Genomic DNA, 12266 nt, shown 5'->3' with positions numbered 1-12266 from the left:
CCGGTATGAGTCTCGCGGCGCGTCTGGAGCAGATCGGCCTTCCCGCGGTGGAGGAACAACTCGCCCATCCCACCGTGCTGGGTATCGCCCAGGGCACCCTGCCCGAACCGGTCTTCCGGTCCTGGCTGGAGCAGGACTACCTGTTCCTGCTCGATTACGTCCGGGTGTTCGCCCGCCTCGCCTGGCAGGCTCCGGCAGCCCATCTCGGCGACCTGGTCGACCTCGCGCACGCCACCTATCACGAGGAGCTGTCGCTGCACCGCTCGCTGGCCGCCGAGTTCGGCGCGGACCTCGACGGCGCGGTCAAAGGCGCTCCGTGCGCGGCGTACACGGCGTTCCTGCTGGACTCCGCCGCGTCCTACGGCGAAGGTCTCGCCGCGCTCTATCCGTGCATGTGGGGATACTCCACGCTCGGGGCGCGCCTGGCCGAGCACCCGCCCGCCGAACCGCGCTACCGGCGCTGGGTCGACACCTACGCCGATCCCGGTTTCGCCGCCCTCACCCGCCGCTGCGCGCAGATGATCGACGAGTCGGGGGCCGATCCGGCGCGGGCGGAAGAGCGGTTCCGCGAAGGGCTCGGGCACGAGCTGGCGTTCTGGGACGTTCCGCTCTGACCTCCGGACGGATTCCTCGGTCCGCCGATGACTCCCACGGAGTGGCTCCGTCTACCTGTACAGAGCACTGCCCCGACATCGAGGAGACCCCTATGAACCGCCCCGACGTGGCGTCACGCGAAGAATGGCTGGCCGCGCGTATCAGCTGGACAACGTCGGCCACCTCGCGCACCTGAACGCGCAGGACACCTCCTTCGCGGCCGTGTCGCGCTACGACAAGGCCCAATCCCCTTGCCACTGACGAACACACCGCGTCATCGGCCGAGTGGACCTAGTCTGACACCGTGAGTCAGGACCACGTGCGGGCCTCCGACGCCGATCGGGAGAAGATCATCGACCGGCTGCGCCTCGCGATGAACGAGGGCAGGTTGTCGCTCGCCGAATTCGACGACCGGCTGCAACAGGTGTATGCCGCCAAGACCTACGGCGAACTGACGCCGCTGCTGTCGGACCTTCCCGCGACACGGGAAGCACAGCCCGCGCGCGCCAGGGGCATCCCGCAGTGGATCACCATCATGTGGACGCCGTGGGTGTTCGTCAACGCGCTGTGCGTGGCGATCTATCTGGCCACCGGTGCGGGTTACTTCTGGCCGTTCTGGGTCGCGGTGCCGTGGGGCCTCGCGCTGCTCATCCCGACCACGATCGGAATCGTCACCCGCAAGAACGGCTGAACGGCGGCGCCCCGTGGCCGGGTCGACCACGGGGCGCCGCCGTCGGGGTTCAGGCGCCGATCAGGTGCTGGGCCAAGTAGCCCTCGACCTTGTCCAGCGCGATGCGCTCCTGGGTCATCGTGTCGCGTTCGCGGATGGTCACCGCCTGGTCGTCGAGCGTCTCGAAGTCGACGGTGATGCAGAACGGCGTGCCGATCTCGTCCTGACGGCGGTAGCGGCGGCCGATGGCGCCCGCGTCGTCGAACTCGACGTTCCAGTGCTTGCGCAGCTGCGCGGCCAGGTCTTTCGCCTTCGGCGTGAGATCGGCGTTGCGCGACAGCGGCAGCACCGCCGCCTTCACCGGCGCCAGGCGGCGGTCCAGGCGCAGCACCGTGCGGGTGTCGACGCCGCCCTTGGCGTTGGGGGCCTCGTCCTCGGCGTAGGCGTCGACCAGGAAGGCCATCAGCGAGCGGGTGAGGCCCGCCGCGGGCTCGATGACGTACGGGATGTAACGCTCGTTGGTGGTCTGGTCGAAGAAGCTCAGCTCGGTGCCGGAGTGCTCGGAGTGCGTCTTCAGGTCGAAGTCGGTGCGGTTGGCGATGCCCTCGAGCTCACCCCACTCGTTGCCCTGGAAGCCGAAGCGGTACTCGATGTCGGTGGTGCCCGCCGAGTAGTGCGAGAGCTTGTCCTTCGGGTGCACGAACAGCCGCAGGTTCTCCGCGGCGATGCCGAGATCGGTGTACCAGGAGAACCGGGTCTCGATCCAGTACTTGTACCACTCCTCGTCCTCGCCCGGCTTGACGAAGTACTCCATCTCCATCTGCTCGAACTCGCGGGTGCGGAAGATGAAGTTGCCCGGGGTGATCTCGTTGCGGAAGCTCTTGCCGATCTGCGCGATGCCGAACGGCGGCTTCTTGCGCGCGGTCGTCATCACGTTGGCGAAGTTCACGAAGATGCCCTGGGCGGTCTCCGGGCGCAGGTAGTGCAGGCCCTCCTCGGACTCGATCGGGCCGAGGAAGGTCTTGAGCATCATGTTGAAGTCGCGCGGCTCGGTCCAGCGGCCGACGGTGCCGCAGTTCGGGCACGCGACGAGCTCCATCGAGACCGTGTCCGGGTCATCGATCTTGTTCTTCAGCGCGTACGCCTCTTGCAGATGGTCCTGCCGGAAGCGGTGGTGGCAGTGGAGGCACTCGACCAGCGGGTCGTTGAACACGCCCACGTGACCGGAGGCGACCCACACCTGGCGGGGCAGGATCACCGAGGAGTCGAGACCGACGACGTCCTCGCGGCCGGTGACCATGGCGCGCCACCACTGCTTCTTGATGTTCTCCTTGAGCTCGACGCCCAGCGGCCCGTAATCCCACGCCGACTTGGTGCCTCCGTAGATCTCACCGCACGGGTACACCAGACCCCGGCGCTTGGCGAGGTTGGCAACGGTGTCCACCTTCGACTTGGGTGCCACGCGAGAATTCTCCATCCACTGCGAGTCGGATTTTTGCATTGCCCCGACACGATAGTTTTGTGTCGAGGCCGCGATCGTGCCCAGCCTATCGGCAGCACCCGCAGCGGCTTCAACCGCACGGTTCGGCGTGCCCGTTTGACATGCGCACCTGTGCATACGCAAACTGGTAATGCTTTCCATTAAGGAGTTGGTGACATGACCGCCGAGACCGCCGCGGCACCGCCGCACAACCCGTATCGGTCGCCGGGACCGGCGCCGGTACCCCCGCGAACCGTGCTGGAGGACGCGGGTGAGCTGCTGCGGGCGCTGGCCGCGCCGGTTCGGATTGCTATCGTGCTGCAGTTGCGCGAATCACCGCGGTGTGTGCACGAACTGGTCGACGCGCTCGGTGTCACGCAACCACTGGTCAGTCAGCATCTGCGTATCCTCAAGGCCGCCGGTGTCGTGCACGGTGAGCGTTCGGGTCGCGAGGTGCTCTACGAACTCGTCGACGACCATCTGGCGCACATCGTCGTCGACGCCGTCGCGCACGCCGAGGAAGGGTGATTCGTGCCAGACAACACGACCGTTCCGCAGAAACCGGTCGGCATCCGCAGCACCAGGCAGCGCAGCGCCATCGCCGCGCTGCTCGGTGACATCGATGAGTTCCGCTCCGCCCAGGACCTACACGACGAACTGCGCAAACGCGGCGAGGGCATCGGGCTCACCACGGTCTACCGGACGCTGCAGTCGCTGGCCGACGCGGGCATGGTCGACGTGCTGCGCACCGACTCCGGCGAGTCGGTCTACCGCCAGTGCTCCACCGGGCATCATCACCACTTGGTGTGCAGGCATTGCGGCCGCACCGTGGAGGTGGAGGGTCCGACGGTGGAGGCGTGGGCCGAGTCGATCGCGGGCGAGCACGGCTTCACCGAGATCAGCCACACCCTCGAGGTGTTCGGCACCTGCACGGCCTGCGGGACGGCGCGCCGCTGCGACGGGTGAGCGGCCCGATTCCCGGCGTGTCTGGTTAACGCGCCTGCGACCAGCGGAGATTCACCGGCGAGATCCTCGAAAGGCCGAGCCGATCCGGGCCCGCTACGAAGGATCCGCCATCTGCTGGGAGGGCAGCGTGTCAACGATCATCGACTCATCCGTACGCCCGGTGCGCCGCCGGGCCGTGACCGTCGCCGGGGCCGCGCTCGTCGTGGCCTCGGCGCTGTTGCTTTCGGCGTGCCAGGACGAGGACGGCACGCCGGTGGCGGCCCCGTCGACCACCGGAATCGCAGCCGAGCCGGTAGGGACGAACGGGCAGTCGACAGTCCGCACCGTGAACAAGATCGGCTGGTACGACGGATTCGACATCACCGTGGACAAGGCGACCGTGGTGCCGGACGAATACGGCGGCGCGAAGGTGCGCATCGACATCACCTACAAGAACACCACTCTCGACAACCACACGCTGAGCATCACGCCGTCACTGCTGGTCGGCAAAGAGGTGGACGGCGGCGCGATCTTCGACAGCCCGACGGTGCCCGGCAACGGCTCGGCCACCGGCACCGCGACCACGTCGGTGAAATCGGCCGAGGACGCCGAGCACCTCATCGACACGATGACCATCGTGTACGGCCAGGCCGCCGACAACCAGACCAAGATCCCGCTCGCCGCGACGGGCAAGGTGGACAGTGTCCAACCCAAGACGCTGGCCGTCACCGGCACCCTCGTGCAGGACCAGACGACCGTACAGATCACCGGCGGCCGGATGAGCCCGAGCTACACCGAGAACGAGAACGGCAAGTCCGATCTGGCACTGCGCATCAAGCTCGTCGGCGGTCCCGGCATCGCCGCGGGCGGGACCAACATCTACTACGACTACTTCACCGTCCGGACTCCCGATGGCAAGACCGTGCCCGCCGACGTCCGCGGCCCGATCAACGAGTTGCTCAACGCGAACGAGACCATCGACAACCCGAAGAACTACGTGATCTTCGTGGTTCCCTCCCCCGGCGCCGGCCCCTACACGGTGACCTACAACGCCCAGAAGCAAGAGGGCGCGGCCACGGCGCCCACACTGTCGTTCACCGTCGGCTGATTCGATCGACCGCAGCCGTTCTCACCGGAGTTCGCCCCGGCGAGAACGGCTGCGGTGGCGCAGGGCCGTTGCTCGCGGACGACCCCGTGCAGATGATTCAGCCGACCGGGACCGTGTCCCGGGCAGATGCCGGCGCCTGCGCCGGACGACCGCGCACCGCGGCCACGCCGAGCAGCGCGAGCGCGACCGCGCTCCAGACCAGCAGCACCAGCAGCGGACCGGTCGCGGCGGCGCCGTCGAAGAACGCGACCGAGCGCAGCAGCGACGCGGCGGCGCCGGGCGGCAGCAACTGGCCGACAGCGCCCCACGGCTGTGGCAGCAGCTCGGGCGCGGAGGTGGCCGCCGAGAACGGATTGCCGATCAGCAGCATGGTGAGCGCGGCGATGCCGATGCCCGCTCGCCCGATGACGGCGGCGAGGCCGACCACCGCGCCGGCGACCGCGAACGACACCAACCCCCCGATGGCCGCGAGCACCGGATACGAGCCGGGCACGACCGACAGCCAGCCCTGGATGATCGCCATGCTGAGCAGTCCGCCCGCGACGCCGAAAGTCACCAGCCCGAGTACCTTGCCCCCGATCGACGGGATCAGCAAGGCCAGGAGCACGCCCGCCGCGATGCCGGACATCACCAGCGGCAGCACCATCGCGCCGAACGCCGCGCCCCGGGGATCGTCCGAGTCGGCCGCCACCACGTCCTCGACCCGGGCGGCGGGCGCGCCGGAGAGCTGCTGCCCGATCTGCGTGAGCTGTTGTGCGACAGCAGGACTCGCCCCGGAGGCGACCAGCACACGCGGCGGCCCGTCGCCGGTGACGATCGCCCCGTAGACCTCTCGGTCCTGAATGGCGGCGCGGGCGGCGGCCTCGTCCGCGGGCGTGGTGATCTCGAAGGCGCCCGGACTGTGCTCGGCGAGCTTGCCGGTGATCATCGCGGCCTGCGGACCGGTCACGGCCAGCGGCAGGTCACGAGGCGCGATGTTCGCGGCGGGCCAGGCGAACGCGATCAGCATCAGAGCCTGGAGCAGGGTGGCGCCGAGGCCGACAGCGAACGCCCGCTGCGTGGTGTTCATGACCTTCTCCCTAAAAATCGAATGCTCGTTCTTTTTAGTTTCGTCCTACGGTCGCATGAGGCCGTGCAGTTGTCAAGAACGGATATTCGTTTTATTTTTGGCCCATGCCCCGAGTCAGCGAAGAACATCTGGAACGCCGCAGGCAGCAGATCATGGACGCCGCGCGCAGCTGCTTCGCCCGCAAGGGGTTCCACGAGACCTCCATGCAGGACGTTTTCGCGGAATCGGGGCTCTCGGCCGGTGCCGTCTACCGCTACTTCAAGAGCAAGGACGAGCTGATCACGGCGCTTGCCACGGAGACGACGGTGGCCTTGCGCATCGCCATGGACGAGGCCATCCGCCGCGATCCACTGCCCACGCCCGCCGAACTCATCACCATGATCGCCGAGGAGGTCGTGCGGCGCAGCGGGCCCGACGGGCCGGTGCGACTGGCGCCGCAAGCCTGGGCCCTGGCCCTGGTGCATCCCAGGGCGGCGGTGATGGTCCGCGAGACGATGCTCGCGATGCGCGCGCTCTGGGTGACCTACGCCGAGCGCATGCGCGACAAAGGCTGGCTACCCGCGGACGCCGACGTCGACGCCGTGGCCAAGGCGATCATCGGACTGCTGCCGGGATTCATCCTCCAGCACCTCATCCTCGGCGATCTCGACCCGCAGACGCTGGCGCTCGGCGTGCGCACCCTGCTCCCCTACGGCGAGCCCGCCCGATAGCAGGATGATCCGCCCGTCACAGCCAGCCGAGACGTTCCGCCGCGCGTACCGCTTCCGCGCGTGTGCTCGTGCCGGTCTTGCCGATCGCCGACGATAGATGGTTGCGGACAGTGCCTTCCGACAGGTGTAACCGCTTGGCGATGGCGCTCGCGGGCGCGCCGTCGGCCGCCGCGGCGAGCACCTCGCGCTCTCGTGCGGTCAGCGGGGAGGTGCCCGCCGTCAACGTTTCCGCGGCCAGGCCCGGGTCGATCACCCGCAACCCCATCTGTGCGCGCCGAACGGCGTCGGCCAATTCCCTGGCCGGAGTGTCCTTGACGACGAAACCGCTCGCGCCCGCGTCGATCGCGCGGCGCAGATAGCCGGGCCTGCCGAAGGTGGTGACCATCAGGATCCGCACGCCCGGGTGAGCGGCGTGCAGCTTCTCGGCCACCGTGATGCCGTCCATCCCGGGCATCTCGACATCCAGCAGCACCACATCGGGACCGGTCCGCGCGACCGCGTCGAGCACCTCGTCGCCGCGCCCGACCTCGCCGACCACCTCCAGGTCGTTCTCCAGCCCGAGCAGCGCGGCCAGCGCGCCGCGCACCAGGGCTTGGTCGTCCGCCAGCAACAGCCGGATCATGGCACCCGCTTCCTATTCCGGGATCGTGGCGCGAACGCGCACGCCCCCGCCCTCCGGCGTCGACAGCGTCAGTGTTCCACCCGCTGCGCGCACGCGCTCCCGCAACCCGGCCAGCCCCGAACCGGACGCGCTGTCGGCGGGGAGGCCGCGGCCGTCGTCGACCACCTCGATGGACGTCGCGGTGACGGTCACCGCGCAGCGGCCCGCGGCGCTGTGCCGGACCACGTTCGTCACCGCTTCGCGCAGCACCCAGCCCAGCAATTCGCCGGACGGGGTGTCCGGCAGGCTCGCCGGTTGCGGTAGTTCGGCGTCGATGCCCGCGGCGGCCAGTGCGGTCCGCGCATTGGCCAGTTCGCCGCGCAGCGATACTTCCCGCAGCCCGCCGACGGTCTCGCGCACCCCGGCCAGCGCTTCGCGCGCGAGCCGTTCGATGTCGGCCAGCTCGGTCCGCGCCCGGTTCGGGTCGACGTCGAGCAGCCGTTGCGCGAGTTCGGTTTTCACGGTGATGACGGTGAGCGAATGGCCGAGGATGTCGTGCACGTCCCTGGCGACTCGATTGCGCTCCTCGATGATCTCCAGTTCCGCACGCTGCCTGCGCGCCAGCTCGGCGAGCCGGTCGCCGCGCAGCCCGAGCTGTCTGGCCAGCCACACGGCCACGGGAATGAACGCGAGGTAGAACGGCGTACCGCCCAGATGCCACGCCGGCGCCGCGACCGGAGCCAGCAGCATGATCGCCATGATGGCGACAACGACAACGGCCGAGGTGCGCAGCGGAAGCACGAACACCGCGACCACCGCGACGTAGATCGCCGTGGGCAGTGCGTCCCCGCCGAGCAGCGCCCCCATCGCCGCGGACAACGCCCCCATCGCCGCCAGCAGCAGCCAAGCCCTGCGGTCGACCGGTAAGTCGTCGGGCACGCCCTCTCCGGCATACCTGCGGAACACGACGAACGCTACGACGATCAGCGCCGCGAAGGCGAGCACGCAGACCATGGCGGCCACCGCCCGCGCGTGCTCGCCTCCACTCCAGTTCCGCCTGATCGGCCCGATCAGATAGACCAGCCAGACCAGCGACATGACAGCGCCGAACCACCCCCTGCGCCGTCCATCGGGACCGAACGACTGCCAGTCGAGCATGCCGTCCACGAGACCGGCGGACCTACTCGTCCGCGCACTGCCCGAGGTCTTCACATCCATGCGCCACCCCAATTCTGCCGAGTGGGACAGAGGCGGCGGTACGCAGCTCCCCGGTCGTGGTCGATCACGGGAAGCGACGCTACCGAACCCGGTTCGCCCAAGGTTCGCACGTCCGTCAGGTCCGAGGGCTCCTGGAGTTTCTTTGCGCCTAGGCCGGGGAACGCCGTCCCACCGCACCGGCCGCGAACGGCGGAACCGGCCGTCCGGGTGGACGACCGGTTGCCCGGCCACGGTTCAGCGAGCGGTGTCACGCCGGAACAACGCGGCCGCGCCGAGCACGAAGACCGCCGACCAAACCGCGATATTGACCACCGCGGCGATGACCGACCCGCCTCCGGTGTCGCCGAACGGCAGCCGGGCCAGCGTGCCGACGCCATAGGTGGGGAACACCTTCGACACGGTCTCGAACCAGCCGTGCGGCTGGACGAACAGTCCGCCCGCGAACGACAGCCCCGCCAGCACCGGCCCGAGCAGCTGCATCACGTTCTCCGACGGCAGCAGATAGCCCACGAACAGGCCGAACGCCGCGAATACGAGCGAGCCGACCCAGGCCAGTAGGAAGCACTCCGCCCACGCGGCGGGCGTCAGGTGGGCGCCGAGCGCCGCGCCGACCGCGAACACCGCGGCCACCGAGATCAGCCCGAGCACCATCGCCACCGCGACCTTGACCGCGATGTACGCCGTCGGCCGCAGCGGTGTGAGCCGCAACTGGCGGCTCCATCCCTGCGCGCGCTCGACGGCGACCATGGCGCCGCCGCCGGTGGTGGCCACCATCGCGCCGTACACCGCCATCGACACCATGACGTAGCCGGTCACGTTGCCCGAGCCGTAGGACTGGGTCCGGTAATCGGATTGCAGTCCGAAGATGACGAAGAACAGCGGCGGCATGATCAGTGTGAAGATCAAGGTGCGCCGGTTGCGCAGCAGGCGGCGCAATTCCAACCGGAGGAAGCCGAGGCCGAAGCCGCCGAGCGCCTTCTTGGCGGGCCGGGATACGAGAGTGGTCATGTCAGTGATCTCCGGCCGTGGTCAGAGCGAGGAAGGCGGTTTCCAGATTGTGCGCGGCGATCTCCAGGTCGACCGCGGCGGTGTGGTTCAGCAGGAATCGCGCGACGACGTCGGAGTCCTTGGCGTGCACCAGGATTCGGTCACCGCGCAACTCGACGTCGTCGACGCCGGGGATCGCGAGCAACCGGGCCGGGTCGGCCCCGGGCAGCGTCGCGGCGACGGTCCGGCCCGCGGCCAGGTTCTTGATCTCGGCCGCGCTGCCGTCGGCGACGACCCGGCCCGCGCGCACCAGCACGATGCGGTCGGCGTAGGCGTCGGCCTCGTCCAGATAGTGGGTCGCGAACAGGACGGTGCGGCCGCGCCGCGAATCCTCCCGCATCGCGTTCCAGAACTCGCGCCGCCCTTCGACGTCCATGCCGGTGGTGGGCTCGTCGAGCACGATCAGATCCGGGTCCGGCAACAGCGCCAGCGCGAACCGGAGTCGCTGGCGCTGGCCGCCGGAGCACTTGCCCACCATGCGATCGGCGATCCCCGCGATGCCCGCGCGGGCGAGCACCTCCTCGACGGGGCGGGGACTCGCGTGCAGCGTGGCCACCAGCCGCACCGTCTCCGCGACGGTGAGATCCGGCAGCAAGCCACCCGATTGCAGCACCGCGGATACGCGGCCCGCGGCGACGGCTCGCTCCGGCTCCGCGCCGAAGACCGAGACGGCGCCCGAGTCCGGGCGCGCCAGGCCGAGCAGCAGGTCGATGGTGGTGGATTTCCCCGCGCCGTTCGGACCGAGGAACGCGACGATCTCCCCCGGCTCGATCACCAGGTCTAGGCCGTCGACGGCGTGCACCACGCCGGCCGGGGTGGGGAAACTCTTGCGCAGGTCGCGCAGCGCGACAGCAGGCGCATGCCGCGTCGGGCGCTGGAGCGCGGTGGTCGTTGCTGAAGTCATGCCTCTACGGTCGCGGGAAATCGGGTCCCGACCCCCGCACGGCTGTCACGACTTCGGCATGACAGATGTCATGCCCTCAGGGCAGCAGGCCCTGCCTGGCCCGGCTCGCGTTGGACAGCACCAGCAGCAGCATGGTCGTGAGCGCCTGATCGTCCAGCCCAGCGCCGGGGAAGGTGTAGCGCAGGATGACGTCGGCCAGCTTGCCGTGGCCGATCACGGTGAGCGAACCGAATTGCAGCGCGTTGTTGCGTTCGGCGACCCGCTTGTGCAGCTGTGGCTTCAGCGGGCGATCCCAGGCCAGCACGCAGGTGAGGCTCAGCACGTCCAAGCCGGGCGCCAGATTCACCGCGCGCAGCGACGAGAGGGCGCCCTCGTACTCGAAGCCCAGCGACCCTTCGGCGTCGACGCGCACGTCGATGCCGTAACTCGACAGACAGGCTCCGGCCCGTGCCTGCAACTCCCGGTCCGGGGTCACCGCCGCGTCCATCTCCGCGCCGCCGCTCACTTGGTGCCGCCGAAACGGCGGTCGCGCGCGGCGTACTGGAGGCAGGCCTCCCACAGGTTCCGGCGATCGAAATCGGGGAAAAGCGTGTCCTGGTAGACGAATTCGGCGTAGGCGGACTGCCAGAGGAGGAAGTTGGAGCTGCGGAACTCACCCGACGGGCGCAGGAACAGATCCACGTCCGGCATGTCGGGCTCGTCGAGGTATTTCGCCACCGTCGCCTCGGTGACCTTCTCCGGGTCGATCTCGCCCGCGGCCACCCGGCGCGCGATCTCCCTTGCGGCGTCGGCGATTTCGGCGCGGCCGCCGTAGTTGACGCACATGGTCAGCGTCATCACCGTGTTGTTCCTGGTGAGTTCCTCGGCGACCTCCAATTCCTTGATCACGCTGCGCCACAGGCGCGGTCGCCGCCCAGCCCAGCGCACGCGGACGCCCATCTCGTGCATCTCGTCCCGGCGCCTGCGGATCACGTCGCGGTTGAAGCCCATGAGGAAGCGCACCTCATCGGGGCTGCGCCGCCAATTCTCGGTGGAGAACGCGTAGGCCGACAACCATTTGACGCCGATCTCGATACAGCCCTCCACGGTGTCCATCAGCACCGCCTCGCCGCGCTCGTGCCCGGCGGTGCGCGGCAACCCGCGCTCCTGGGCCCAGCGCCCGTTGCCGTCCATGACGAGCGCGACATGGTTGGGCACCAGTTCCGGCGGCAACTGCGGCGGCCGAGCTCCCGACGGATGCGGCGCGGGCGGACGCACGGCGCCCGCGGGCTCGGGGTCGATCGCGGTGGCGGAGTCTCGGCGGAGGATCACGGCCTCTATCCTGCCTGATCGCCTTCGCCGCCCCCACTGCCGCGTTGCTTCCTGACGAATTCCACGGTTCCGACCGCCACCGGTGACTTATTCTTTCCCTATCGTGATACTGGGGAGGGGTTTCTCGAACGTGACCGATTTACCAGGCACCGGCACCGCGGCGGGTTTCCGGGCCACTCGTGAGTTGCTCGGTCTCCCGGTCCCGTGGTGCGCGCGGTTCTTCGCGGTCGCGGAGCGCACCGTCGAGCGGTGGGAGAAAGGGGCCTTCCAGATCCCCGACACCGTGGCCCGCGAACTCGCCGCCATCGCGGACGAGACCGAACAGGTGGTCGAGGCCATGGTCGACGCCATCGACGCCGGGGAGATCTCCCCCCGCTTGCACACCTACCGGACCAACGACGACTACTCCAAGCACGAGCCGGACACCCGCTACCCGGCCACCTGGCATCGCGCCGTCTGCGCCCGCGTCATGAACGAGCTGCCCCAGGTAGAGCTCCAGTTCGTGGAGTAAGCGGCTGCCTCGCCTCCGCTCGGCCCGGCGCGGACTGAGGACGGACTACGCCCGACAGCACTCTTTCAGCGGCTGCCTCGCCTCCGCTCGGCCCGGCG

Annotated in this window: 15 protein-coding genes; 7 read left to right on the top strand and 8 right to left on the bottom strand. The window is 69.1% G+C overall.

Annotated features, from left to right (window positions below; all coding sequences use genetic code 11):
- The first annotated feature begins 5 nt into the window (after window positions 1-5).
- A complete protein-coding gene (locus tag ON21_RS07850) occupies window positions 6-614 on the top strand; it encodes a TenA family protein (protein WP_039796827.1) in 609 nt (202 codons plus the stop codon).
- Between the two features lie 284 nt (window positions 615-898).
- Window positions 899-1285, top strand: coding sequence for a DUF1707 domain-containing protein (locus tag ON21_RS07845; RefSeq protein ID WP_051020453.1), 387 nt, complete (start codon window positions 899-901; stop codon window positions 1283-1285).
- 49 nt (window positions 1286-1334) lie between these two features.
- Here the strand turns inward: ON21_RS07845 and ON21_RS07840 are convergent, their stop codons facing one another.
- Window positions 1335-2726, bottom strand: a complete 1392-nt coding sequence (locus ON21_RS07840) for a glycine--tRNA ligase (protein ID WP_039796826.1) — start codon at window positions 2724-2726, stop codon at window positions 1335-1337.
- A 195-nt stretch (window positions 2727-2921) separates the two neighbouring features.
- On the opposite strand from ON21_RS07840, the gene ON21_RS07835 reads away from it, so the two are divergent.
- The 3 genes from ON21_RS07835 to ON21_RS07825 all read left to right on the top strand — a co-directional run bounded on the left by ON21_RS07835 (window position 2922) and on the right by ON21_RS07825 (window position 4797).
- Entirely contained in the window at window positions 2922-3272 is a 351-nt protein-coding gene (locus tag ON21_RS07835; protein ID WP_039796803.1) for an ArsR/SmtB family transcription factor, read from the top strand.
- A gap of 3 nt (window positions 3273-3275) precedes the next feature.
- A complete protein-coding gene (locus ON21_RS07830) occupies window positions 3276-3710 on the top strand; it encodes a Fur family transcriptional regulator (protein ID WP_039796802.1) in 435 nt (144 codons plus the stop codon).
- A gap of 127 nt (window positions 3711-3837) precedes the next feature.
- Entirely contained in the window at window positions 3838-4797 is a 960-nt protein-coding gene (locus ON21_RS07825; protein WP_157170753.1) for a hypothetical protein, read from the top strand.
- A gap of 97 nt (window positions 4798-4894) precedes the next feature.
- Here ON21_RS07825 and ON21_RS07820 read toward each other — a convergent pair whose 3' ends face one another.
- On the bottom strand, window positions 4895-5866 hold the full coding sequence (locus ON21_RS07820; protein ID WP_039796800.1) for a hypothetical protein: 972 nt from the start codon (window positions 5864-5866) through the stop codon (window positions 4895-4897).
- A gap of 104 nt (window positions 5867-5970) precedes the next feature.
- Between ON21_RS07820 and ON21_RS07815 the strand changes: the two genes are divergently transcribed.
- On the top strand, window positions 5971-6576 hold the full coding sequence (locus tag ON21_RS07815; protein WP_039796799.1) for a TetR/AcrR family transcriptional regulator: 606 nt from the start codon (window positions 5971-5973) through the stop codon (window positions 6574-6576).
- A gap of 16 nt (window positions 6577-6592) precedes the next feature.
- Here the strand turns inward: ON21_RS07815 and ON21_RS07810 are convergent, their stop codons facing one another.
- The 6 genes from ON21_RS07810 to ON21_RS07785 all read right to left on the bottom strand — a co-directional run bounded on the left by ON21_RS07810 (window position 6593) and on the right by ON21_RS07785 (window position 11657).
- Window positions 6593-7198 (bottom strand): response regulator transcription factor, encoded by a 606-nt coding sequence (locus ON21_RS07810; RefSeq protein ID WP_039796798.1) that lies wholly within the window; start codon window positions 7196-7198, stop codon window positions 6593-6595.
- A gap of 12 nt (window positions 7199-7210) precedes the next feature.
- Window positions 7211-8395, bottom strand: coding sequence for a sensor histidine kinase (locus tag ON21_RS07805; protein ID WP_051020452.1), 1185 nt, complete (start codon window positions 8393-8395; stop codon window positions 7211-7213).
- Between the two features lie 234 nt (window positions 8396-8629).
- Window positions 8630-9403 (bottom strand): ABC transporter permease, encoded by a 774-nt coding sequence (locus ON21_RS07800; protein ID WP_039796797.1) that lies wholly within the window; start codon window positions 9401-9403, stop codon window positions 8630-8632.
- A 1-nt stretch (window position 9404) separates the two neighbouring features.
- Window positions 9405-10346 carry an ABC transporter ATP-binding protein gene (locus tag ON21_RS07795; protein ID WP_051020451.1) on the bottom strand — a complete coding sequence of 314 codons (942 nt, stop codon included), beginning with the start codon at window positions 10344-10346 and terminating at the stop codon, window positions 9405-9407.
- A gap of 76 nt (window positions 10347-10422) precedes the next feature.
- A complete protein-coding gene (locus tag ON21_RS07790) occupies window positions 10423-10833 on the bottom strand; it encodes a YbjN domain-containing protein (RefSeq protein WP_039796823.1) in 411 nt (136 codons plus the stop codon).
- Between the two features lie 14 nt (window positions 10834-10847).
- Window positions 10848-11657 carry an isoprenyl transferase gene (locus ON21_RS07785; protein WP_174372144.1) on the bottom strand — a complete coding sequence of 270 codons (810 nt, stop codon included), beginning with the start codon at window positions 11655-11657 and terminating at the stop codon, window positions 10848-10850.
- A gap of 130 nt (window positions 11658-11787) precedes the next feature.
- Here ON21_RS07785 and ON21_RS07780 point away from each other — a divergent pair, with 130 nt between their 5' ends.
- Window positions 11788-12168: an Aca2/YdiL-like domain-containing protein gene (locus ON21_RS07780; RefSeq protein WP_051020450.1), complete on the top strand. Its 381-nt coding sequence runs from the start codon at window positions 11788-11790 to the stop codon at window positions 12166-12168.
- Window positions 12169-12266: the final 98 nt, after the last annotated feature.

The organism is Nocardia araoensis NBRC 100135 (genome assembly GCF_000308435.1).
Lineage (GTDB): Bacteria > Actinomycetota > Actinomycetes > Mycobacteriales > Mycobacteriaceae > Nocardia > Nocardia araoensis.
The sequence above is the reverse complement of the archived record's forward strand: the minus strand, read 5'-3'. Positions and strand labels throughout refer to the sequence as shown.